At 72.6% G+C, this 23,506-nt stretch carries 18 protein-coding genes and 2 pseudogenes; 15 read left to right on the top strand and 5 right to left on the bottom strand.

Translation table 11 applies throughout. From position 1 onward, the window contains the following. The first annotated feature begins 28 nt into the window (after window positions 1-28). Window positions 29-787, top strand: coding sequence for an IclR family transcriptional regulator (locus D9753_RS33455; protein WP_121790405.1), 759 nt, complete (start codon window positions 29-31; stop codon window positions 785-787). A gap of 98 nt (window positions 788-885) precedes the next feature. Continuing rightward, window positions 886-2,052, top strand: a complete 1,167-nt coding sequence (locus D9753_RS33450) for a PP2C family protein-serine/threonine phosphatase (protein ID WP_121790404.1) — start codon at window positions 886-888, stop codon at window positions 2,050-2,052. 256 nt (window positions 2,053-2,308) lie between these two features. On the opposite strand, the gene D9753_RS33445 is transcribed toward D9753_RS33450, so the two are convergent. Further along, on the bottom strand, window positions 2,309-2,737 hold the full coding sequence (locus tag D9753_RS33445; RefSeq protein ID WP_121790403.1) for an ATP-binding protein: 429 nt from the start codon (window positions 2,735-2,737) through the stop codon (window positions 2,309-2,311). A gap of 185 nt (window positions 2,738-2,922) precedes the next feature. Here D9753_RS33445 and D9753_RS33440 point away from each other — a divergent pair, with 185 nt between their 5' ends. The 5 genes from D9753_RS33440 (at window position 2,923) to hemC (ending at window position 8,409) form a co-directional block, all read left to right on the top strand. After that, entirely contained in the window at window positions 2,923-3,690 is a 768-nt protein-coding gene (locus D9753_RS33440) for an IclR family transcriptional regulator (protein WP_121790402.1), read from the top strand. Between the two features lie 44 nt (window positions 3,691-3,734). Then, complete coding sequence (glpK, locus tag D9753_RS33435) at window positions 3,735-5,249, top strand: glycerol kinase GlpK (protein WP_121790401.1); 1,515 nt, start codon at window positions 3,735-3,737, stop codon at window positions 5,247-5,249. A 181-nt stretch (window positions 5,250-5,430) separates the two neighbouring features. Beyond that, window positions 5,431-6,411 carry an ATP-dependent DNA ligase gene (locus tag D9753_RS33430; RefSeq protein WP_121791425.1) on the top strand — a complete coding sequence of 327 codons (981 nt, stop codon included), beginning with the start codon at window positions 5,431-5,433 and terminating at the stop codon, window positions 6,409-6,411. Between the two features lie 195 nt (window positions 6,412-6,606). Further along, the gene (locus D9753_RS33425) at window positions 6,607-7,383 is read left to right on the top strand and encodes an NPP1 family protein (protein ID WP_240468351.1); all 777 of its coding nucleotides are present in this window, start codon (window positions 6,607-6,609) and stop codon (window positions 7,381-7,383) included. 90 nt (window positions 7,384-7,473) lie between these two features. Then, complete coding sequence (gene hemC, locus D9753_RS33420) at window positions 7,474-8,409, top strand: hydroxymethylbilane synthase (RefSeq protein WP_121790399.1); 936 nt, start codon at window positions 7,474-7,476, stop codon at window positions 8,407-8,409. Between the two features lie 24 nt (window positions 8,410-8,433). Here the strand turns inward: hemC and D9753_RS33415 are convergent, their stop codons facing one another. Next, window positions 8,434-8,958 (bottom strand): hypothetical protein, encoded by a 525-nt coding sequence (locus tag D9753_RS33415; RefSeq protein WP_121790398.1) that lies wholly within the window; start codon window positions 8,956-8,958, stop codon window positions 8,434-8,436. Between the two features lie 459 nt (window positions 8,959-9,417). Between D9753_RS33415 and D9753_RS33410 the strand changes: the two genes are divergently transcribed. Further along, complete coding sequence (locus D9753_RS33410; protein ID WP_121790397.1) at window positions 9,418-10,215, top strand: RNA polymerase sigma factor SigF; 798 nt, start codon at window positions 9,418-9,420, stop codon at window positions 10,213-10,215. A 13-nt stretch (window positions 10,216-10,228) separates the two neighbouring features. On the opposite strand, the gene D9753_RS33405 is transcribed toward D9753_RS33410, so the two are convergent. Next, window positions 10,229-10,543 (bottom strand): ANTAR domain-containing protein, encoded by a 315-nt coding sequence (locus D9753_RS33405; RefSeq protein WP_121790396.1) that lies wholly within the window; start codon window positions 10,541-10,543, stop codon window positions 10,229-10,231. A 128-nt stretch (window positions 10,544-10,671) separates the two neighbouring features. On the opposite strand from D9753_RS33405, the gene D9753_RS33400 reads away from it, so the two are divergent. Next, a complete protein-coding gene (locus D9753_RS33400) occupies window positions 10,672-11,478 on the top strand; it encodes a VOC family protein (RefSeq protein ID WP_163010858.1) in 807 nt (268 codons plus the stop codon). 154 nt (window positions 11,479-11,632) lie between these two features. Here D9753_RS33400 and glgX read toward each other — a convergent pair whose 3' ends face one another. Together glgX and D9753_RS33390 are read right to left on the bottom strand one after the other, a co-directional pair. Then, window positions 11,633-13,777 carry a glycogen debranching protein GlgX gene (glgX, locus tag D9753_RS33395; RefSeq protein ID WP_121790394.1) on the bottom strand — a complete coding sequence of 715 codons (2,145 nt, stop codon included), beginning with the start codon at window positions 13,775-13,777 and terminating at the stop codon, window positions 11,633-11,635. Further along, window positions 13,774-14,271 carry a pep a2 gene (locus D9753_RS33390; RefSeq protein WP_121791424.1) on the bottom strand — a complete coding sequence of 166 codons (498 nt, stop codon included), beginning with the start codon at window positions 14,269-14,271 and terminating at the stop codon, window positions 13,774-13,776. The genes glgX and D9753_RS33390 overlap by 4 nt, the downstream gene beginning before the upstream one ends. Before the next feature lie 303 nt (window positions 14,272-14,574). Here D9753_RS33390 and D9753_RS33385 point away from each other — a divergent pair, with 303 nt between their 5' ends. The 6 genes and pseudogenes from D9753_RS33385 (at window position 14,575) to D9753_RS33360 (ending at window position 23,501) form a co-directional block, all read left to right on the top strand. Beyond that, on the top strand, window positions 14,575-14,874 hold the full coding sequence (locus D9753_RS33385; RefSeq protein WP_121790393.1) for a DUF5133 domain-containing protein: 300 nt from the start codon (window positions 14,575-14,577) through the stop codon (window positions 14,872-14,874). A gap of 108 nt (window positions 14,875-14,982) precedes the next feature. Continuing rightward, window positions 14,983-16,972, top strand: a pseudogene (locus D9753_RS33380) (alpha-1,4-glucan--maltose-1-phosphate maltosyltransferase). Then, complete coding sequence (gene treS / locus D9753_RS33375) at window positions 16,969-18,687, top strand: maltose alpha-D-glucosyltransferase (RefSeq protein WP_121790392.1); 1,719 nt, start codon at window positions 16,969-16,971, stop codon at window positions 18,685-18,687. The pseudogene D9753_RS33380 and the gene treS overlap by 4 nt, the downstream one beginning before the upstream one ends. A gap of 29 nt (window positions 18,688-18,716) precedes the next feature. Continuing rightward, window positions 18,717-20,081: a maltokinase N-terminal cap-like domain-containing protein gene (locus tag D9753_RS33370; RefSeq protein ID WP_121790391.1), complete on the top strand. Its 1,365-nt coding sequence runs from the start codon at window positions 18,717-18,719 to the stop codon at window positions 20,079-20,081. Between the two features lie 3 nt (window positions 20,082-20,084). Next, on the top strand, window positions 20,085-22,319 hold the full coding sequence (glgB, locus tag D9753_RS33365; protein ID WP_121790390.1) for a 1,4-alpha-glucan branching enzyme: 2,235 nt from the start codon (window positions 20,085-20,087) through the stop codon (window positions 22,317-22,319). 92 nt (window positions 22,320-22,411) lie between these two features. Beyond that, window positions 22,412-23,501 (top strand): annotated as a pseudogene (locus D9753_RS33360) (glutamate--cysteine ligase 2). Window positions 23,502-23,506: the final 5 nt, after the last annotated feature.

Below are 23,506 nucleotides of genomic sequence, written 5' to 3'. Positions count from 1 at the left end.
CGCCGGGTGCCGGGCGCAACCTGGTGCTATGGGCGCTCAGGACGGCCCCACCCTCATCACGTCCGTGCAGCGTGCCCTCCGTCTGCTGGAGGCGGTCAGCGCGCACGAGAACGGCGCGCCGGCCAAACAGCTGGCACGCGAGACGGAGCTGCCCCTGGGCACGGCCTACCACCTGCTGCGCACCCTGGTCCACGACGGATACGTACGGAAACTGGGCGACGGCGGCTTCGTCCTGGGCGACAGGCTGAACTCGCTGCACGCGGCCGGCAACGCGCAGACGCTGCTCAGCCGCGTACGCCCCGCGCTGGCCGCCCTGCGGGACGAGCTGGCCGGCGCCGTCTACCTCACGCTCTACGAGGAGGGCGAGATCAGGGTCGCCGAGATAGTCGACGGCCCCCGTACGCCACGGGTGGACCTGTGGGTGGGGTTCGAGGACGCCGGACACGCCACCGCGCTGGGCAAGTCCGTGCTGCGCGAGCTGGACGAGGAGGGCCGCCGGGAGTACCTGTCGCGGCACCACCTCGCCGATCTCACGCCACGCACGATCACGTCTCTGCCGGAGCTGCTCCGCAGGATCGAGTCGCCCCCCTTGGCGCCGGCCGTCACGGACCTGGAGGAGTACGCGCTCGGCACCGTGTGCGTCGCCGTGCCCGTCTACCGAGGGGACACGCTCGGCTCCGTGGGCGTCTCCCTGCCCGCCGAACGGCGGACCCAGCTCCAGGAGGTCCGGGACCGCCTGGTCCCGCTGGCGATCCGGGTGACCAGGAACCTGTCGCTCACTATCTGAAAAGCCGCTCCTTGTGGTACCCCTTGCCTGGCCCGTTTCCTGGACGAAACGGACACTCCGGGTGTGCACCCCCTACCGGCGAGGACTGCGGACACAACATGAGCCAGGCTCGACACCACGGCGGCGGTCACGCGCTGACACGGCTGTCCAGGAACCGTGCGGCCGATGTCCTGAGGCAGCTCCGGCGGCGTGTCGCCGGACAGTTGGCCGCGGGGACGCCCGTGCTGCCGGTACTGGTCGTCGCCGTCGTCGTGCTCGTCGACCTCGCCGGCGGGGCGGGCATGATCTGGCTGCCGCTGCTGGCGGCCGGACCCGCGCTGGCGGCCACCACCAACGGGCCGCGCGGTGTGCTCTGCGCCGGCCTCCTCGCCGCGGCGACGGGCGCGGCGCTGGGCGTCCTGCACGGGGCCCCGGCACGCGAACTGGCGGCCGTACCGTGCACCCTGCTCGCCGTCACCGCGGCGAGCGGCCTGGCCAGCGCGTCGCGGGGCCGACGGGAACGGGTCCTCGCGGCGGTCCGGTCGGTCGCCGAGGCCGCCCAGCAGGCACTGCTCCAGCCCGTCCCGGAGACCGTCGGCCCGTTCCAGGTGGCCGTCCGCTACAGCGCCGCGGCGGCGGAGGCGCGCATCGGCGGCGACCTCTACGCCCTGCTGCCCACCCCGTACGGCATCCGGCTGATCGTCGGCGACGTGCGCGGCAAGGGTCTGCCGGCCGTGGGCACCGCCGCGCTCGTGCTCGGCGTGTTCCGTGAGGCCGCCCAGGACGAACCGGACCTGCTCGCCGTCGTCGGCCGGATCGAGCGGAGCCTGGCGCGCAACCTCGGCCCGGACGACTTCGTCACCGCGGTGGTCGCCGGATGCCCCCGGTCGGGGGACCTGGAGGTCGTCAACTGCGGCCACGCGCCCCCGCTGCTGATATCCGCGTCCGGTGAGGTCCGGGCGGTGGAGCCGGTCCCGCCCGCCCCGCCCCTCGGGCTGCGCGCCCTCTCGGGCCAGGAACCCGGCCTCCAGCGGCTGCCGCTGACGGTGGGTGACCAACTGCTGCTGTACACCGACGGGGTCACCGAGGCCCGTGATCACACCCGAGCGTTCTATCCGCTGGCCGATGGCGTGGCCCGGCACGTGTCCGAGGAGCCGGCGCGCACGCTCACCGCGCTCCACGACGAGCTGCTCGCGCATGTGGGCGGACGGCTGCACGACGACGCCGCCCTTCTCCTGCTCCGCAAGGTGACCGCGGACGAGCCGGTCCCCGTACTACCGGGCTAGCGGCGGCTCCTCAGGCCGGGACGGTCGCACCGCTGCGGAGTGGCGGCGGCGTCTCAGGCGGGTCCCGGTGCCGCCGGGACGGCGACGGCGTCTCGCCGCAATGATCTCCGGGCTGCGTAGTGGCGGCGTCTCAGGTGCCGGGTCCGCGTGCTGCCGGGACGGCCACGGCTTCTCGGGCGCCGACGGCTCCCGCGCTGCCGGACGGCGGCGGTTTCTCGGGCGCACGGCTCCGCGCTGGCGGACGGCGGCGGCGGACTCAGGCCGCGGCGAGTTCGGCCCAGCGGGTGATCCCGGCGGAGTGGACCCGTATGCCGTGCCGGGTCGCCAGGGCGTGGACGATCGCCTCGCCCCGGCCGTGCTCGTCCGGGTCGATCCCGGCGAGGGAGCGGCCCGCCGGCAGCGCGGGCCCCGCATCGGTGACCTCGACCCGCAGCGTGCGGCCGGTGTCGCCCCACCGCCAGGACAGCCGCAGCTCGGCCGGGGGACGGGCGTGGATGACCGCGTTGGTGGCGAGTTCGGACACCACGAGCAGCAGGTCCTCGACGACGTCCGGGCAGACGCTCCACTCGGCGAGGACCGCCGCCACCCGCCGGCGTACGGCCGAGACGGCGCCGGCGACGGGCGGCAGCGGACACACGTGTTGTTCGTATGCCGCTCGAAGCAGCGTGTTGAGCTGTGCCGCCATGTTCTCTCCCGGTGGTGTCCTGCCGGTCCCGTGCCGTCCTATCGGTGCGTTCCGTACTCCGAGGCACGCTATGGAGACAAATCGGGCCCGTCAATGAACGGCGGTCGGCATTACCGAACAGGCCCGTGCCCGGCCGCCCCACCGCCCGCGCGGCGAAGCGCCCGCGGCGGTAATAGGCTCGCCTCATGGCCGGCCCAGTCCAGTCGATCGAACGGGCGGCGGCGATCCTGCGCCTGCTCGCCGGTGGGCCCCGCCGACTCGGACTCGGCGAGGTGGCGGCCTCGCTCGGCCTGGCGAAGGGCACCGCACACGGCATTCTGCGCACACTCCAGCACGTGGACTTCGTGGAGCAGGACGCGGCGACCGGGAAGTACCAGCTCGGAGCCGCCCTGCTGCACCTGGGCACCAGCTACCTGGACGTCAACGAGCTGCGCTCGCGGTCCCTCAACTGGGCCGACGCCCTGGCCGCCCGCAGCGGCGAGGCGGTGCGCCTGGGGACCCCCCTGGAGGGCAGGGTCCTCGTCGTCCACCACGTGTTCCGGCCGGACGACACCTTCCAGACCCTGGACGTGGGCTCGCTGCTGCCCCTGCACGCGTCCTCGCTCGGCAAGGTGCTGCTGGCCTACGGCGCCGCGGCCGTCGAGCCGTGCCGGGAACCCGGCCTGGAGGCCTACACCCGGCACACCCTGGTCGACGCCGAGCAACTGGGCCGGGCGCTGGCCGCCGTCCGGGAGAGCGGATGGGCCGCCGAGGTCCAGGAGATGAGCATGGGCGAGGCCGGGCTCGCCGCGCCGATCCGGGGGCACGGCGGGCTCGTCGTCGGCGCCGTCGGGCTCTCCGGGCCGGTCGAGCGGATCTGTGACGGCCAGGGCCGCCCCCGCCCGAACCTGCTCACCCTGATCCGTGAGGCCGCGCGGGCGATCTCCAGGGACCTGGGAGCCGCCCGCTGGTAGCCCAGGACAGCCGCCCCTCGATCCGTCGGAAGGCAGACCCGATCATGGTTGAACGGTACGTGATGTCCGTCGATCAGGGCACGAACTCGACGCGGTGCATCCTGTTCGACCACCGTGGGCGGCTGGTCTCGGTCGCGCAGCGGGAGCACCAGCAGCACTTTCCGCGGCCGGGCTGGGTGGAGCACGACGCCGTCGAGATATGGCACAACCTGCGCCGCGTCGTGCCCGAGGCCCTGTCGGACGCCGGGGTCGAGCCGGACCAGGTCGCCGCCCTCGGCCTGGCCAACCAGCGCGAGACGACGGTGCTCTGGGACCGGCGGACCGGTGCCCCGCTCAGCCGGGCGATCGTCTGGCAGGACACCCGCACGGGGCCGCTCGTCGAGGACCTCAGGAAGCACCCCGGCGAGGCGTTCTTCCTGGACCGCTGCGCCGTGCCGCCCTCGACGTACTTCTCGGCGCTGCGGATCCGGTGGCTGTTCGACCACGTCAAGGGCGTCGAGCAGCGCGCCAGGGACGGCGAGGTGCTGTTCGGGACGATGGAGAGCTGGCTGATCTGGAACCTCACCGGAGGCGCCGGCGGCGGCCTGCACCTGACGGACGCCACCAACGCCAGCCGCACGATGCTGATGAACATCCGCACCCTCGGCTGGGACGAGGAGCTGCTGGACCTCTTCGGGGTGCCCCGCCCGATGCTGCCGGAGATCAGGTCGTCGGCCGAGACGTACGGCGAGGCCCGCTCGGTGCTGCCGGGCGTACGTATCACGGCCGCCCTCGGTGACCAGCAGGCCGCCCTGTTCGGCCAGACCTGCTTCTCCCCTGGCGAGGCCAAGTGCACCTACGGAACGGGAGGCTTCCTGCTGCTCAACACCGGCGGCGACCCCGTGCGCTCCCGGCACGGCCTGCTCACCACCGTCGCTTACCGGATCGGGGCCCAGCCGCCGGCGTACGCCCTGGAGGGGTCGATAGCCGTCACCGGCGCACTCGTGCAGTGGTTCCGTGACCGCCTGGGCCTGATCAGCAGCGCCCCGGAGATCGAGACCCTCGCGCGGACGGTCGAGGACAACGGCGGCTGCTACATCGTCCCCGCCTTCTCGGGTCTGTTCGCGCCCCGCTGGCGCAGCGACGCGCGCGGGGTCGTCGTCGGACTCACCTCGTACATCACCAAGGGGCACCTGGCGCGCGCCGTCCTGGAGGCCACCGGATGGCAGACGCGGGAGGTCGTCGACGCCATGAACGCCGACTCCGCGCTCCCCCTGCGGCAGTTGAAGGTGGACGGCGGCATGACCGCGGACAACCTGCTCATGCAGTTCGTCGCCGACGTGCTCGACGTGCCCGTGGTGCGGCCCATGGTCGCCGAGACGGTCTCCCTCGGCGCCGCCTACGCGGCCGGGCTCGCCGCCGGCTACTGGTCCGACCTGGAGGTGCTGCGCCGCAACTGGCACCGCGCCGCCCAATGGCTGCCCGGCATGGACCCCGGGCACCGGGAGTCGGAGTACGACAACTGGCGGCGGGCCGTCGAACGGTCCCTGGACTGGGTCAGACCGGCCCGCTCCGCCTGACGCCCGCTCCGCCTGACGCCCGGGGCCCCTGACGCCCGGCCGGCGGTCAGCGGCCCGGGCCGGCCGGTGCCGGGAACGCCGGCCCCGGGCCGGTCCCTCCGGCGGGGCCCGTTCAGGGGAACCGCGGGTGAAAGGCGCGTGAGGGCGGCGGGGCCGGTCGAGACCTTCTGCCGTGACCGCCGTGACCCTGCCGCTCATCCCGCCGATGCTCGCCACCCCCGGCGGCCTGCCGTCCGCCGCCCAGGACGAGCGGTGGGCGTACGAGACCAAGCAGGACGGCCAGCGGGTGATGGTCTACCTGCCCGGCGACGGCAGCGTGCTGCTGCGCGCCCGCTCCGGCGAGGACATCACCGCGGCCTACCCCGAACTCCGGCCGCTGGGCGCCGCCCTGGGCGCCACGCCCGCCGTGCTGGACGGCGAGGTGCTGGCCCTGGACGAGCAGGGGCGGGCCGACTTCCAGTTGCTGCAGAACCGGATGGGCCTGGCGCACGCCCCCGCGCGGGCGGCGCGCCGGGCCGCCCGGGTGCCGGTGCACCTGGTGCTGTTCGACGTGCCGTACCTGGCGGAGCCGCTGGTGCGGCTGCCGTACGTCCGCCGGCGGGCCCGGCTGGAGGGACTGGGCCTGCGCGGGCCGCACTGGTCGACACCGGGCGCCCTGACCGGGCACGGCGCCGAGGCACTGCGGGCCACCCGGGAGCACGGCCTGGAGGGCCTGGTGTGCAAGCGGCTCGACTCGGTGTACGAACCCGGGGTCCGTTCCCGCGCCTGGATCAAGATCCGGAACATGCGCGCCGAGGACGTGATCGTCGGCGGCTGGCTGCCCGGCAGGGGACGGCTGGCCGGGCTGCCCGGAGCGGTGCGGGCCGGCCAGCGCGCGGGCGGCCGGCTGCGGTACGTCGGCGGGGTCGGCACCGGCTGGAGCGCGGCGGAACGGGCGGAACTCGCGGAGCTGCTGCGGGACGCGGCGAGCGGGCGGTGCCCCTTCGACCCGGTGCCGCGCATCCCGGACGCCCGCTGGGTGCTGCCCCAACTGGTGGGCGAGGTCAGCTACAGCACGCGGACCCGGAACGGGATGCTGCGCCAGCCGTCCTGGCTGCGGCTGCGCCCGGACCTCACCCCGCAGGAGTCGGCGGCGGACCTGCCGGACAGCTTCGGCCGGTGACGGAGGTCCGACGAGACGGCACCTCCGTGGGGCGCCGCCGACGGGCCGGGGGTCGGCACGGCGGGCGGCGAGGACGGCGGACAGTTCCACGGCCAGGCCGTCGGCGGGGAGGGGCGCACGTGTGACCTCTTGGCAGCGTCGCGCGCGACCGGGATGCTGAACTGCCCTGTGTCCGACCGCCGTTGGAGGTCACCCGTGTACCCGATCGCCTCGCGCGTCCGGCGCGGCAGATGGTTCGCCGTCCTGGCCGGCGCCGCCGCCCTGGTCGTCGCCACCCCCGCCGCCGCCTTCGCCGCTCCGCCCCTGGCCCTGCCGCAGAACGCCGAGGCCGCCGAACTGACGTACCAGCCCGCCTTCGACTACGACACGGACGGCTGTTACCCGACGCCGGCGATAGGCCCGGACGGCACGGTCAACCCGGGACTGAAGCCGACCGGCGCCCTCAACGGCAATTGCCACGACGCCTCCGACCTCGCCAACACCAACAGCTATTCCCGCTCCGAGTGCAACAACGGCTGGTGCGCCTACCTCTACGGCCTGTACTTCGAGAAGGACCAGGCACTGCCCGGCAGCGGCATCGGCGGGCACCGCAACGACTGGGAGCACGTCGCGGTGTGGGTGCGGGACGGACAGGTCCAGTACGTGTCGACGTCCAACCACGGCTCGTTCACCGTGCACCCGGCCTCCGAGGTCCGCTTCGAGGGCACGCATCCGAAGGTCGTCTACCACAAGGACGGCATCGGCACCCACTGCTTCCGGCTCGCCGACGCCGACGACGAACCGCCGGAGAACCACCGGCACACCTGGCAGTATCCGCCCCTGGTCGGCTGGAACGGCTATCCGGCGGGCGTGCGCGAAGAGTTGAGCGCCTACGACTTCGGCAGCGCCCACTTCGGCCTGAAGGACCCGGCGTTCGCCTCCCACCTCGCGTCGGCGAAGCCGTCCGGGATCCCGTTCGACCCCGGCGCCTGAACCCCGTCCGCCGCGGCGGCCTGCCCCGACGCGTCGGCGAGGCGCGGGGTCCGCCCCTCGGCCGCCCTCACAGCGGTCTATCGTGTCCCCATGTCTGTGCCGGAACTCATCCGTATCGTCTCCCGCGACTCCCCCATGGCCCTGGCCCAAGTGGAGCGGGTCCGCGCCGAGTTGGCCGCACTGCACCCGGGCGTGCGGACCGAGGTCGTACCCGTGCGCACGACCGGTGACAAGTGGCTGGGCGATCTGTCCGAGGTCGAGGGCAAGGGCGCGTTCACCAAAGAGGTGGACGCCGCCCTGCTGGCCGGGGAGGCGGATCTCGCGGTGCACTGCGTCAAGGACGTGCCCGCCGACCGGCCGCTGCCCGCCGGGACGGTGTTCGCCGCGTTCCTGAGGCGGGACGACATCCGGGACGCGCTGGTGCACCCCGGCGGGCTGACCCTGGACGAGCTGCCGGCCGGCACCCGGATCGGAACCTCCTCGGTGCGCCGGGTCGCCCAGCTCGCCGCGACCCGTCCCCGGCTGGAGTGCGTGCCGTTCCGCGGCAACGCCAACCGCCGGCTGGAGAAGCTGGCCGCCGGCGAGGCGGACGCGCTGCTGCTGGCGGTGTCCGGCCTGGAGCGCATCGGCCGGACCGACGTGATCAGCGAGGTGCTGTCGCCGGAGACGATGATGCCGCCGATCGGCGCGGGCATCCTCGCCCTCCAGTGCCGGGAGGACGACACCGAGCTGATCGACGCGGTCAGCGGGCTCGGTGACCCGGCCACCCACCGGGAGGCGACGGCCGAGCGAATGTTCCTGCATGTGCTCCAGGGCCACTGCAACAGCCCGATCGCCGGGTACGCGCGCGTGGACCACGGCGGGGAACTCTCCCTGCGGGCCTGCGTGTTCACCCCGGACGGCAAGACCCGGCTGAACGCCCACGAGTGGGCCGGCCGGCTCGATCCCGCCACACTCGGCACCTCGGTCGCGGTGGCGCTGCTCCGGCAGGGCGCGCGGGAGATCATCGACGGCATCCCGCACTGAGCCCGGCCGGGCAGGCCGCCCGGCTCAGGCGGTGCCCGGCTCCGCCTGGCCCTTCAGGAAGGCGTCGACCTGGTGGGCCAGACCGCACGGGCCGGCCCCGGCGGGCGTGGCAGAGGCGGCCCCCTCCACGACGCCGATCCCGCCCGCCCACAGGCGCCGGTCGCTCCACTCGTCCTCCACCCGCAACTGCACCTGCACGTCCACGTGGCTGAGGGCGGCCTCGGGCGCGGCGGCGTAGAGCACGGCGGTGGCCCGGCGCAGCGGATAGACGTCGAAGCCCTCGATGAACTGCGAGTTGCGCCAGTCGACGAAGGCGCCCTCGCCGTCCGGGCCGACACGGACGTCGATCTGACCATCCTCCAGATGGATGCCGTAGTGCCGCGCGCCGCGGTTCTCGACGGTCACCCGGACGCTGAAGTACGTCAGTCCGGCGGCGGCGTCGTCCCGTCCGCGCGGCGGCTCGGCCGGCGCCAGGCGGTGGACGCGGACCCGCAGACCGGCATGCTCCTCGTACTCCTGCCAGTCCCCGACCACGTTCGGCTCGTACACGGTGCCCCTCTCGACCCTCGAGAGCTGCTGTCTATCTGTGCGCTCAGCGCACTGTCAAATGAGCAGAATGCGCTGTGGCCAGGGGATTCACCGTCGTTGATCGGTGATCAAGCGCTGCCCAGGAAGTATCCGTTCGCGGCGCCTCACCGGCGGGTACGCGCGCGTGCCGCACATCACGTCCGCGGCAAGATCGGCGGGCCGGCCGGCCGGGCGCCGCGAGGCCGGTGGCGCCGGTCCCGGTGAGCCCGCGACGGCGGTCAAGGATATTCTGTGGAATTAACCGATATGTATGTATTTGTTTTGAGATGCGTGAGAACGGGAAAGCGCACAACAGTGCTTCGGACAGGAGGCACGTCCGTGGGAACCGGCGTCGCCGGACGCCCCGGTGTCCTTTCCTCGGTCCGAGCGCACCTCCCACGGTGTCTGTCCATCCAGCACCTGCCGAAAGAGGTGCGCGCCATGCGTGTCACTGGCAGCACGAAGCCTCACCCCCATGACGACGCCCCGGACACGGGCAGGTCCTTCGAACGTCTGGCGGGGCTGCCCGACGGTCCCGAGCGTCAGGCGCTCCGGGACGAGCTGGTCCGCCTGTGGCTGCCCATGGCCGAGCGGATCGCCGTGCGGTTCCGGGGCCGCGGGGAGGCCCTGGAGGACCTCTACCAGGTGGCCGCGCTGGGCCTGGTCAAGGCCGTCGACCACTACGACACCTCGCGCGGCCGCGCCTTCGAGGCGTACGCCGTGCCCACCATCACCGGGGAGATCAAGCGCCACTTCCGTGACCACATGTGGACCCTGCACGTGCCGCGCCGGGTGCAGGACCTGCGCAACCGGGTCCGCTCGGCGATCAAGGAGCTGGCGCAGACCACGTCGGGCCGGGCGCCCACCGTCACCGAGATCGCCGCGTACACGCGGCTGACCGAGGACGAGGTGCGTACGGGCATGGAGGCGCTGGAGTGCTTCTCCGCGCTGTCCCTGGACGCCGAGGTGGCCGGCACCGACGGGTACGCCCTCGGCGACTCCCTGGGCGCGGCCGACCCGGGGTACGACCTCGTCGTGGACCGCGCCGCGGTCAAGCCGTGCCTCGCTGCCCTGCCCGAGCGCGAGCGCACCATCCTCTACCTGCGGTTCTTCGGCGGCATGACGCAGAGCCGGATCGCCCAGCAGCTCGGCATCTCCCAGATGCACGTCTCGCGGCTGCTCAGCGGCTGCTTCGACCGGCTGCGCGAGGAACTCCTCGCGGAGACCCGGGCCCGCTGACACGCGCCGCCGGCTACGCCCGCTCCGACCCCGGCACCCGCGTGGGGCCGTACCGGTCCAGTGCGTCCTCCAGCTCGGCACGGACGTACGGGGGGAGGTCGCCGCGGCGGCCCCAGACGAGGATCAGCTCCGCGATGTTGCGGAGCTTGATGTTGGTGTGCTGGGAGACGTCCTTCAGCACCTGCCAGCCCTGGTCCGGCGTGACCCGGCCGAGGGCGACCACCATTCCGATCGCCTGGTCGACGACGGCATGGGAGACCATCGCCTCCTTGAGCTGGTCGACCTCCGCCTGAAGCGCGGCGACGCGGTCCGGTTCGCTCTCCTGCATGCCTCCATCCTGCGCAGAGGCCTGGACCCCTGCCACCCGGGGTACTCGGCATGCACCCCACCCCCTTCCGGTCGGACACTGGTGTCAGACCGGTGGCCGCCCGGCCCCGAGAGCAGGACGCGACTGCCATGAACCACGACACACCCGCCGCCGCACCGCGCAGGAGAGACATCGTCTCCACGGACTCCGTCTTCGGCGCCCCGTGCTGGGTGAGCCTGACCAGCCGCGACCTCCAGGCCACCCAGGACTTCTACACGGCCGTGCTGGGCTGGCGCTGGCGCGGCGCCAAGCTCGGCGAGCACTTCCGTATCGCCCTGGCGAACGGCGTGCCGGTGGCCGGAATCGCCGCCGTGGCCTCCATGTGGCAGATGGCGGTCGCCTGGACGCCGTACTTCGCGGTGCCGGACGCGGACGTGGCCGTGTCCCGGGTCCGCGAGCGCGGCGGTACGGCGGCGGTCGGGCCGCTGTCCTTCCCGCCGGGCCGGGCGGCGCTGCTCGCCGACCGCGACGGGGCCACCTTCGGGATCTGGCAGGGCGAGCTGGTCTCCAACTGGGAGGCGTGGCGGCAGGCCGCGCCGGCCTTCGTGCGGCTGCACACCCGGGACGCCTTCGACGCCGCGATCTTCTACGGCGAGATCCTGGACTGGGCGTCCGGGCTGCCGGGCTGCTGCGAGGTCGAGTACGCGGGCGGTGAGGTGGTGCTGCGCAGCCGCGGTGACGTGGTGGCGCGCATCGACTCGGGCGCGGTGGGGGCCGCCCCGGACCCCTCGGTGCGGCCCCACTGGCAGATCCACTTCGCGGTGACCGACGTGGCCGACTGTGCCCGCGCGGCGGAGAAGCACGGTGGGAGTGTGCTGCGCGAGAACGAGACCGAGGCGATCCTGCGCGACGCGGACGGCGCGCAGTTCACCGTGACGTCCCGGCGCGGCCACTGACGGTCCCCGGCCGCCACCGACCGGCCGCCACCGGACGGTCCCCGGCCGCCACGAGCGGTCACCGGCGCCGGGCGACCGACGGCGGTGGCCTCCCCCGTACCCACCCCAGGGCCGCTCGGCGCGGGGCCCGGGGTTCTCCGCGCCGCCGGCCGCGTCAGCCGCCGGCGCGCGACGGGCGGGACAGCAGGACCAGACCGCGGGACTCCACGCGGAGCTTCGTGCCGGCCTTGCGTTCGCGTTCGTCGGGGACGCCCTCGGGGTCGGCGGTGTCGACCAGGGTGGTCCAGCGCTGGCCGAAGGAGGCGTCGGGCAGCCGGAAGTCGACCGGCTCCCAGTAGCCGTTGACGAGCAGCAGGAAGGAGTCGTCGGTCATGCGGCGCCCGTAGGCGTCGCGTTCGGCGATGGCGTCGCCGTTGAGGAACACGCCGACCGAGTGCGCGTCGTCGCGCTGCCAGTCCCGGTCGGTCATCTCGCGGGCGTCGGGCCGCAGCCACATCAGGTCGGGCAGCGGCTGCTCGGCGTTGGTCACGGTCTCGCCGCGGAAGAAGCGGCGGCGGCGCAGCACCGGGTGCCCGGCGCGCAGGGCGATCAGGTGCCGGGTGAAGTCGGCGAGGCCGCGCTGCTCGTCGGTGAGGTCCCAGTCCACCCAGGAGACGGCGTTGTCCTGGCAGTAGGCGTTGTTGTTGCCGCGCTGGGTGCGGCCCAGTTCGTCACCGTGGCAGAGCATCGGGATGCCCTGGGAGAGGAGCAGGGTGGCCAGCAGGTTGCGCTGCTGGCGGGCGCGGAGTTCCAGGACGGCGGGGTCGCGGGTGTCGCCCTCCACCCCGCAGTTCCAGGACCGGTTGTGGCTCTCGCCGTCCCGCTCGTCCTCGCCGTTGTCCTTGTTGTGCTTGTCGTTGTACGACACGAGGTCGCGCAGGGTGAATCCGTCGTGCGCGGTGACGAAGTTGACGCTCGCGCGGGGCCGGCGCCGGCTGTGCTGGTAGAGGTCGGACGAGCCGGTGAGCCGGGAGGCGAACTCGCCGAGCGCGCCGGGCTCGGCCCGCCAGAAGTCCCGTACGGCGTCGCGGTACTTGCCGTTCCACTCCGACCACAGGGGCGGGAAGTTGCCCACCTGGTAGCCGCCCTCGCCGACGTCCCAGGGTTCGGCGATGAGCTTGACGCGGCTGATCACCGGATCCTGCTGGATGAGGTCGAAGAACGCCGAGAGCCGGTCCACCTCGTGGAACTGCCGGGCCAGGGTGGCCGCGAGGTCGAACCGGAAGCCGTCGACGTGCATCTCGGTGACCCAGTACCGCAGCGAGTCCATGATGAGCTGGAGCACGTAGGGGTGCCGCATCAGCAGGCTGTTGCCGGTGCCGGTGGTGTCGTAGTAGTGCGCCCAGTCACCGTCGACCAGGCGGTAGTAGGAGGCGTTGTCGATGCCCCGGAAGGACAGCGTGGGCCCCATCTCGTTGCCCTCGGCGGTGTGGTTGTAGACCACGTCGAGGATGACTTCGAGGCCGGCCGCGTGCAGCGCCTTCACCATGGCCTTGAACTCGTCGACCTGCTGGCCGCGGCTGCCGAGGGCGGCGTAGGCGTTGTGCGGGGCGAAGAAGCCGATGGTGTTGTAGCCCCAGTAGTTGGCCAGGCCGCGGTCCTGGAGGACGCCGTCCTGCACGAACTGGTGCACCGGCATCAGCTCCACCGCGGTGACGCCGAGCGAGGTCAGGTGCTCGGTCACGGCGGGGTGCGCGAGACCGGCGTAGGTGCCGCGCAGCCGGTCGGGGACGTCCGGGTGGGTGCGGGTGAGGCCGCGGACGTGGGCCTCGTAGATGACCGAGTCCGCGTACGGCGTCCTGGGCGGGCGGTCTTCGCCCCAGTCGAAGAACGGGTCCGTGACCACGCCCAGCATGGAGTGGCCGGCACTGTCGGCCGGGTCGGGGCCGTCGGGTGAGCGCTCGTACAGGGAGGGGTGGTTGTCGATCTGGCCGTCGACGGCACGGGCGTACGGGTCGAGCAGCAGCTTCGCCGGGTTGCACCGGTTGCCGAACGCCGGCTGCCAGGGGCCGTGCACCCGGTAGCCGTACCGCCGGCCGGGGGCGATGCCGGGCAGATAGGCGTGCCAGACGAAGCCGTCGACCTCGTGCATGGGGACGGACGTGCCGCCGCCGGCGTCGTCGACGAGGATCAGCTCGACGTGCTCGGCGACCTCACTGAAGAGGGCGAAGTTGGTGCCCTGTCCGTCGAACGAGGCGCCCAGCGGGTAGGGGTGCCCGCTCCAGACGGGCACCCCTTCGCGGACCTTGCGGGCGGTCACCGGCTGCCCACCGGAACGTGGTCCCCGGCGAGCGCGGCCACGCGCTCGGTGCGCGGCACCTCCAGGCCGGTGCGCAGGGTGGGGGCGGGGGCGGTCGGCACCAGCGGGACGCGCTGGCCGGCGCGGGCCCGCTGCGAGAACCAGATGATCTTGGCGCCGGTGTCCGCGGCGCAGCAGCCCCAGCCGTCGCTCATGGCGGCGATGTCGGCCAGGCAGGCCCGCAGGTCCTGGTCGGGGCGCAGATCGGGGTCGTCGCCGCCGAAGGCCGTGATGAGATGCTGGCCGTTCCACCACATCTCGATGGAGGTGCGCTTGTCCGTGGCGTGCGCGTCGATCGCCCGCAGCAGCATTTCCGCGCCGCGGCAGACGGGGTCGACGAGGTTGTCGAGGTCCCAGTGGCGGATGTGGGCGGCCAGGATGCGGCTGACCTGTCCCACCCGTTCCGGGCTGACTTCCACGTCGAGGTGGTAGTAGCAGGGCACTGCGGTCTTCATCGTCGCTTGCTCCTCACCGGCGAAGCTCTCGCTTCCCATACCCCGTCCGGGAGGGATCCCGGACACGAAGCGTGAGCGTTCCTCGCTCCTGAGTCACCTCTACGGTGCGGCCGCTACGCCATTCGTGCAACACGAGCACCCGGCACGCGCAACGGTTGAAGCTCCAACAAGACGCTGGGTCGTGGTGCGTGCACCATGAGTGAAAGCCTCGATCGCCGTAACGGTGCCGCGCCTCTCCGTGTGCGGACACCACCCGACCGTCGGGAACGCGCCCAGTCGAGAGCGTGGAAGGTGAACAGGGCCATGCTGCTACCGGCCAAGGCCGAAGTGGCCCGGCAGTTGCGGCGGTACCGGGCGTGGGAGCGCGTGATGCTCGCCTCGCCGTACGACCGCACGGTCCGGGCCACCTTCGAGGACTCGGGGTACACACTGTGCGTCCTGATGGGCAAACGCTGTGCCCGCGAGGCCGCGGACGCCGCCGAACGCTATCTGCGCACCAACCCGGTCACCTACCTGCGCGAGCAGGGCGGTCGGCCGCAGCCGCGCCGGACGGCCAGAAGAGCGACGCCACCGGAGCGGCGTTCCACGGCGCCACGCCCCTGACCTGGCACCGTACAAGGCGTTCCTCTCGGGACCGGCCCGCGCCGGCCCGACTTCGGATCGCGAAGCCGGGCCGAGTGCCCGGCTTCGCGCACGGCGGAGGTGAGATACATGCGCAGGACCCCGGCCATCGGCCGTGTACCGGTACGTGACGTCCGGCCGGCCGTGGACTGCGGCAGGCGCCCGGCGAAAGCGGTGGCCGGGGAGACCTTCCAGGTGACGGCCACCGTGTTCCGCGAGGGGCACGACGCCGTGGGCGCCAACGTGGTCCTGCGCGACCCGAAGGGCCGCAGGGGCCCGTGGACACCGATGCGGGAGCTGTCCCCGGGCAGCGACCGCTGGGGCGCGGACATCACCCCGGACGCGACGGGACGCTGGACCTTCCGCGTGGAGGCCTGGAGTCATCCCCTGGCGACCTGGCGGCACATCGCGTCCGTCAAGGTGCCGGCCGGCATCGACACCGGCCTGGTGCTGGAGCAGGGCGCCGAGCTGTACGAGCGGGCGGCGGCCGGAGTGCCCAAGGGTCCGGAGCGCGACCTGGTGCTGGCCGCCGCGTGCGCCCTCGGCGACGACTCCCGCTCCGTCCACCACCGTCTGCAGCCGGCGTTGTCGCCGGAGGTGGAGGCGTTGCTGGGGCGGTATCCGCTGCGGGAGCTGGTCACCGCCTCGGACGCGATGCCGCTGCTGGTGGAGCGGGAACGGGCCCTGTACGGCTCCTGGTACGAGTTCTTCCCCCGTTCCGAGGGCACCGCCGAGCAGCCGCACGGCACGTTCCGCACGGCCGCGCGGCGCCTGGAGGCGATCGCGGACATGGGCTTCGACGTGGTCTACCTGCCCCCCGTCCACCCGATCGGCACGACGTTCCGCAAGGGCCCCGACAACACCCTCACCGCCGGCCCCGACGACGTCGGCGTGCCCTGGGCGATCGGTTCCCCCGAGGGCGGCCACGACGCCGTCCACCCGGCCCTGGGCACCCTGGAGGACTTCGGCCTCTTCGTCGCCGCGCCCGGGAACTGGGCCTGGAGATCGCCCTGGACTTCGCGCTCCAGTGCTCCCCCGACCACCCCTGGGTGCACAAGCACCCCGAGTGGTTCCGCCACCGCCCCGACGGTTCCATCGCCTACGCCGAGAACCCGCCGAAGAAGTACCAGGACATCTACCCCGTCTCCTTCGACACCGACTGGACGGCCTCGTCACCGAGACGGTCCGTGTCCTGCGGCACTGGATGGACCACGGGGTGCGCATCTTCCGCGTGGACAACCCCCACACCAAGCCGGTGGTGTTCTGGGAACGGGTCATCGCGGAGATCAACCGCAAGGACCCCGACGTCATCTTCCTCGCGGAGGCGTTCACCCGCCCGGCGATGATGCACACCCTGGCCCAGATCGGCTTCCAGCAGTCCTACACCTACTTCACCTGGCGCAACAGCAAGCAGGAGCTGACGGAGTACCTCACCGAGCTGTCGGGTGAGGCGGCGGCCTACATGCGGCCCAACCTCTTCCCCAGCACCCCCGACATCCTGCACGCCTACCTCCAGCACGGCGGGCGCCCCGCCTTCGAGGTCCGCGCCGTCCTGGCCGCCACCCTCTCCCCCGCCTGGGGCGTCTACAGCGGCTACGAACTGTGCGAGAACACGCCGCTGCGCGAGGGCAGCGAGGAGTACCGGCACTCCGAGAAGTACCAGCTCCGCCCCCGCGACTGGGAGGCCGCCGCCCGCGAGGGCCGCACCATCGCCCCCCTCATCACCCGCCTCAACACCGCACGGCGGCGGCACCCCGCGCTGCAGCGCCTGCGGAATCTCCGCTTCCACCAGACTGACAACGACGCCGTGCTCGCCTACAGCAAGAGCACGGGCACGGACACGGTCATCATGGTCGTCAACCTCGACCCGCATCACACCCAGGAGGCCAAGGTCTCGTTGGACATGCCGCGACTCGGCCTGGACCGGCACGCCGCCCTGTCCGTGCACGACGAACTGACGGGCGAGACGTACCGCTGGGGCAGGACCAACTACGTGCGTCTCACGCCCGGCCGGACGCCGGCGCACGTGCTCCACGTCGGGCGATCGACGCCCCAGATCGGAGGGCCCGCAGCGTCATGACCGTCAACGATCCCGTACCGGACACCTTCGAGGACACGCCCGCCAAGGACCGGGATCCGGAGTGGTTCAAACGCGCCGTCTTCTACGAGGTGCTGGTCCGCTCCTTCCACGACAGCAACGGCGACGGCGTCGGCGACCTGAAGGGGCTGACCGCCAAGCTCGACTACCTCCAGTGGCTCGGCGTGGACTGCCTGTGGCTGCCGCCGTTCTTCAAGTCCCCCCTGAAGGACGGCGGCTACGACGTGTCGGACTACACGTCCGTGCTGCCGGAGTTCGGTGACCTCGCCGACTTCGTGGAGTTCGTGGACGCCGCCCACCAGCGCGGCATGCGCGTGATCATCGACTTCGTCATGAACCACACCAGCGACGAGCACCCGTGGTTCCAGGAGTCCCGCAGGAACCCCGACGGCCCCTACGGCGACTACTACATGTGGGCCGACGACGACAAGCAGTACCAGGACGCCCGCATCATCTTCGTCGACACCGAGGCCTCCAACTGGACCTTCGACCCGGTGCGCGGCCAGTACTACTTCCACCGCTTCTTCTCCCACCAGCCGGACCTCAACTACGAGAACCCGGCCGTGCAGGAGGAGATCCTGGCCGCCCTGCGCTTCTGGCTGGACCTGGGCATCGACGGTTTCCGCCTGGACGCGGTCCCCTACCTCTACGCCGAGGAGGGCACCAACTGCGAGAACCTGCCCGCCACGCACGCCTTCCTCAGACGGGTCCGCCGCGACATCGACGCCATGTACCCGGACACCGTGCTGCTGGCGGAGGCGAACCAGTGGCCCGAGGACGTCGTCGACTACTTCGGCGACTACCGGGCCGGCGGCGACGAGTGCCACATGGCGTTCCACTTCCCGGTCATGCCGCGCATCTTCATGGCCGTGCGCCGTGAGTCGCGCTACCCGGTCTCCGAGATCCTCGCCAAGACGCCCGCGATCCCCTCCGGCTGCCAGTGGGGCATCTTCCTGCGCAACCACGACGAGCTGACCCTGGAGATGGTCACCGACGAGGAACGCGACTACATGTGGGCCGAGTACGCCAAGGATCCGCGGATGCGCGCCAACATCGGCATCCGCCGGCGCCTCGCGCCCCTGCTCGACAACGACCGCAACCAGATCGAGCTGTTCACCGCCCTGCTGCTGTCCCTGCCCGGCTCGCCGATCCTCTACTACGGCGACGAGATCGGCATGGGCGACAACATCTGGCTCGGTGACCGCGACGCGGTCCGCACCCCCATGCAGTGGACCCCGGACCGCAACGCCGGCTTCTCCTCCTGCGACCCCGGCCGGCTCTACCTCCCCACGATCATGGACCCGGTCCACGGCTACCAGGTCACCAACGTCGAGGCCTCCATGTCGTCCCCGTCCAGCCTGCTGCACTGGACCCGCCGCATGATCGAGATCCGCAAGCAGAACCCCGCCTTCGGACTCGGTTCGTTCACGGAACTGCCGTCCTCCAACCCGGCGGTGCTGGCGTTCCTGCGGGAGCACGGCGACGACCTCGTGCTGTGCGTGAACAACTTCTCCCGCTTCGCCCAGCCCACCGAACTCGACCTGCGGGCCTACGACGGCCGGCACCCGGTCGAGCTGATCGGCGGGGTGCGTTTCCCCGCCATCGGCGAACTGCCGTACCTGCTCACCCTCCAGGGCCACGGCTTCTACTGGTTCCGGCTCACCCGAGTCGCATCCCGCATCGGCCGCCGCCGCTGATCCCGGCGCCGAGGAAAGGACGCGTCACCATGCCGAAGACCATCACTCCCCGGCCGAGAACCGCCGTCGGCGCCGACGGCCCCCTGGTCTCGCTCGGCGCGCTGCTGCGCGAGTGGTTGCCGAGGCAACGCTGGTTCGCGGGCAAGGACCGGCCCGTCACCGACCTGTCGGTGCTGTCCATGACGGAGCTGTTCCCGGGGTGTCTGCACCTGCTGGTGCACGCCTCGCACGCGCCGGTGCCGGCCCCCGGCGGCACGCCCCCGCCCGGTGACTGCTACCAGCTACTGCTGGGCCTGCGCCCGCACCTCGCCCCCCGTCTCGAGCGGGCGTTCATCGGGCGCGCGGTGGAAGGGCCACTGGCCGGGCTCGCGGTCTACGACGCGCTCCACGACCCGCGCGCGGCCCATCTGCTCCTGGAGCGGCTGCGGCAGCCCGGCACGGCGGGCCCGCTGCGGTTCGAGGCGGACCCGGCCGCCCACGTGCCCGGCGGGCTGCCCCCACGGCTGCTGGACGCCGAGCAGTCCAACTCCTCGATCGTGTACGGCGACGCCTACATCCTGAAGGTGTTCCGCCGGATCCAGCCGGGCGTCAACCCGGACCTGGAGGTGTCGGCCGCGCTGGCCGGGCAGGGCTGCACCCGGGTGCCCCCGCCGGTGGCCTGGTTCACCACGACCGCCCCGCGCCCGGCCACCCTCGGGGTGCTGCAGCCGTTCCTGCCGGACGCCACCGACGGCTGGACGCTGGCGCTGCGCGCGCTCGCCGCGGGCGACGACTTCACCGCCGAGGCCCGTGCGCTGGGCCGGGCGACGGCCGAGGTGCACCTGGCACTGGCCGGGGCGTTCCCATCGGCCGGGCCGGGCGAGAACGGCCGTACGGCCGAGGCGATGTGCGCGCGGCTGGACGCCGCCGCGCACGCCGTGCCCGCGCTGGCGCCCTTCGTCCCCGGCCTGAGGGCCGCGTTCGGGGCGCTCGCCACGTGCGACACCGGGCCGCCCGCCCAGCGCATCCACGGCGACCTGCACCTGGGGCAGGTGCTGCGGGCCGGCCGCGACTGGTTCGTCATCGACTTCGAGGGTGAACCCTCCCGCCCGCTCACCGAGCGACGGGCCCCGCAGTCCCCGGTGCGCGATGTCGCCGGGATGCTGCGCTCCTTCGACTACGCGGCCCGGCAGCGCCGCCCCTGGCGACCCGAGTGGGCGCGCCGCTGCCGGGAGGCGTTCTGCGCGGGCTACGCGGCCCGCGCGGGCTGGGATCCACGCAAGAAGCACGCGCTGCTGCGCGCGCACGAGACGGACAGGGCGGTGTACGAGGTGCTGTACGAGGCAAGACACCGACCGGACTGGCTGCCGGTACCGATGGCGGCGATCAAGCGGCTCGCCGTGTGGGGAGGCTGACCCATGGCACTGCGCGACACGGCGCGTCCCGAGGCCGTGGGCCCGACGCCGCCCGAGGCCGTCCCTCCCCCGGACCGGGAGGACCCCCGGCCCACCGCACTCGACCCCGCCGACCGCGGCCGGCTGCTGGCCGGCGCGCACCACGATCCGCACGGCCTGCTGGGTGCCCACCCGGTGCCGGGCGGCTCCCTGATCCGGGCACTGCGCCCCAACGCCCGGGAGGTGAGCGTCCTGGCCGGCGGGACGCGCACCGCGCTGACGTCCGAGGGCGACGGCCTCTTCGCGGCCGTCCTGCCCGGCTCCGGAATTCCCTCGTACACGCTGCTGGTGGCGTACGACGACGGGGAGCGGGAGGTCCACGACCCGTACCGCTTCCTGCCCGCCCTCGGCGAGCTGGACCTGCATCTGCTCCGGGAGGGCCGGCACGAGGAGCTGTGGCGGGCGCTCGGGGCCGAGCCGATGGTCCACCAGGGCGTGGCCGGCACCCGCTTCACCGTGTGGGCGCCCAACGCCCAGGGGGTGCGGGTGGCCGGTGACTTCACGTACTGGGACGGCACGCAGTACCCGATGCGGTCGCTCGGCGCGTCCGGGGTGTGGGAGCTGTTCCTGCCCGGCGTCGGCGAGGGCACGCGGTACAAGTTCGAGATCACCTCCCGCCACGGCCACCGGTTCCTGAAGGCCGACCCGATGGCGCGGCTCACGGAGGTGCCGCCGGACACCGCGTCGGTGGTGACGTCCTCGCGGTACGAGTGGGGCGACGCGGAGTGGATGACGCACCGCGGTGACATTCCCGTGCACCGGGCGCCGTTCTCGGTGTACGAGGTGCATCTGCCGTCCTGGCGGCCGGGACTGACCTACCGCCGGCTGGCGGAGGAACTTCCGGCCTACGCGCGGGAGATGGGATTCACGCACGTGGAGCTGATGCCGGTGGCCGGGCATCCCTTCAGCGGTTCCTGGGGTTACCAGGTCACCTCCTACTACGCGCCGACGCCCCGGCTCGGCTCGCCGGACGACTTCCGGTACTTCGTGGACGCCTGTCACCGGGCCGGCCTCGGCGTGATCATGGACTGGGTGCCGGCGCACTTCCCCAAGGACGACTGGGCGCTGGCCCGGTTCGACGGGGACCCGCTGTACGAACCCGGGGACTCCCGGCGGGCCGAGCATCCGGACTGGGGGACGTACGAGTTCGACTTCGGGCGGACCGAGGTGCGCAACTTCCTCGTCGCCAACGCGGTCTACTGGTGCGAGGAGTTCCACATCGACGGGCTGCGCGTGGACGCCGTGGCCTCCATGCTCTACCTCGACTACTCGCGTGATTCCGGCCAGTGGGAGCCGAACGTGTTCGGTGGCCGGGAGGACCTGGACGCGGTGGCCTTCCTCCAGGAGATGAACGCCACCGTGTACCGGCGCTGCCCGGGGGTGGTGACCATCGCCGAGGAGTCGACCGCCTGGGAGGGGGTGACCCGGCCGACGGACAGCGGCGGCCTCGGGTTCGGGCTGAAGTGGAACATGGGCTGGATGCACGACTCGCTGGAGTACATCCAGAAGGAGCCGGTCCACCGCAGGTACCACCACAACGAGATGACCTTCTCGATGGTGTACGCCTACAGCGAGAACTACGTCCTGCCCATCTCCCACGACGAGGTCGTCCACGGCAAGCAGGCCCTGGTGTCGAAGATGCCGGGCGACTGGTGGCAGCGGCGCGCCAACCAGCGCGCCTACCTCGGCTTCATGTGGGCCCACCCGGGCAAGCAACTGCTGTTCATGGGACAGGAGTTCGCCCAGGGGGCGGAGTGGTCCGAGGCGCACGGCCCCGAGTGGTGGCTGCTCGCCGACGACTACCACTCCGCCGGTGACCACCGGGGCGTACAGGATCTCGTAAGGGACCTCAACACGGTGTACCGGCGGACCCCGGCGCTGTGGCAGCGGGACACCGACCCGGGCGGCTTCCGCTGGGTGCTGTGCGACGCGGCGGACGACAACGTCCTGGCGTTCCTGCGTTTCGCCGCCGACGGCACCCCGCTGCTGGCCGTGTCGAACTTCTCCCCCGTCGTCCGGCACGGCTACCGCCTGTGGGTGCCGGACGAGGTCCCCGCCTGGCGGCAGGTGCTGAACACCGACGCCGTCCGCTACGGCGGCGGCGGGGTCGGCACCGAGGGGCCCGTCAAGCCCGGGGACGGGTTCCTGGAGCTGACGCTGCCGCCGCTCGCCACGGTCTGGCTGGCCCCGGAGGGCTGAGCGCCGCAGGTGTCGTGACCGTCCCAGGGGGCAGGCGGGGGTCGTAGGACCCACGACTGCCCCTTGCGGCACGGACAGAAGGGCGGCACCACGTGCGCACCGTCGGAGTGGAGGAGGAACTCCTCCTGGTCGACCCGGACAGCGGCGACCCCAAGGCGCTCGCGGCGCCCGTACTCCGCCCGCGCCGCCCAGGCCGATCCGGGTCAGGACGTGTTCGAGAAGGAACTGTTCGGGCAGATGCTGGAGTTCGCCACGCATCCGCAGTCGGACATGACGGCCCTCGGCGACGAGATCGTGCGCTGCCGCAAGGAGGCGGCCCGGCACGCCGGGGAGATCGGCTGCGGGGTCGCGGCGCTGGCCAGCTCCCCCCTTCCGGTGAGCCCCTCCCTCAGCATGAACGAGCGCTACAAGTGGCTGGCCGAGCGGTACGGGGTGCCCACCCGGGAGCAGCTCGTGTGCGGCTGTCATGTCCATGTGTCGGTGGAGTCCGACGAGGAGGGCGTGGCGGTCCTGGACCGGATCCGGCCGTGGCTGCCGGTGTTCCGCGCGATCAGCGCCAACTCGCCGTTCTGGCAGGGCCGGGACACCGAGTACAGCAGCTACCGCAGCCGGGTGTGGGAACGCTGGCCGTCGGCCGGGCCGACCGAGCTGTTCGGCTCCCCCGAGCGGTACCACCGGCGGGTGGCGGACATGGTGGCCACCGGCGCCCTGCTGGACGAGGGAATGGTCTACTTCAGTGCCCGGCTGTCCGCGGCCTACCCGACGGTGGAGATCCGCGTGTCGGACGTGTGCCTGAACGCGGAGACCGCCGTGCTGATCGCCACGCTGACCCGGGGCCTGGTGGAGACCGCCGCGCGGGACTGGCGGGCCGGCCGGCCGCCGCTCGACCAGAGCGTGAGCATGCTGCGGCTCGCCGACTGGCAGGCCGCCCGCTTCGGCCTCGACCACGAGCTGCTCGACCCGGTGACCCTGCGTCCCCGGCCCGCCTCCGAGGTGCTGCGCTCGCTGCTGGAGCACACCGGTGACGCCCTCGCCGACAGCGGTGACGCGGCCCGTGCCGAAGAGACCGTCGCCGGTCTGCTGCGGCACGGCAACGGCGCCCGCGAGCAGCGGGCGTTGCTGGAGAGCACCGGCAGCCTGCGGGACGTCGTCACGGAGTGCGTGCGCCGCACCCAGGGCTGACGGCA

Origin of the sequence: Streptomyces dangxiongensis, assembly GCF_003675325.1 — a bacterium.
GTDB classification, from domain to species: Bacteria; Actinomycetota; Actinomycetes; order Streptomycetales; family Streptomycetaceae; genus Streptomyces; species Streptomyces dangxiongensis.
Note: the sequence above shows the minus strand (reverse complement) of the source record. Positions and strands in the feature narration are given on the sequence as shown.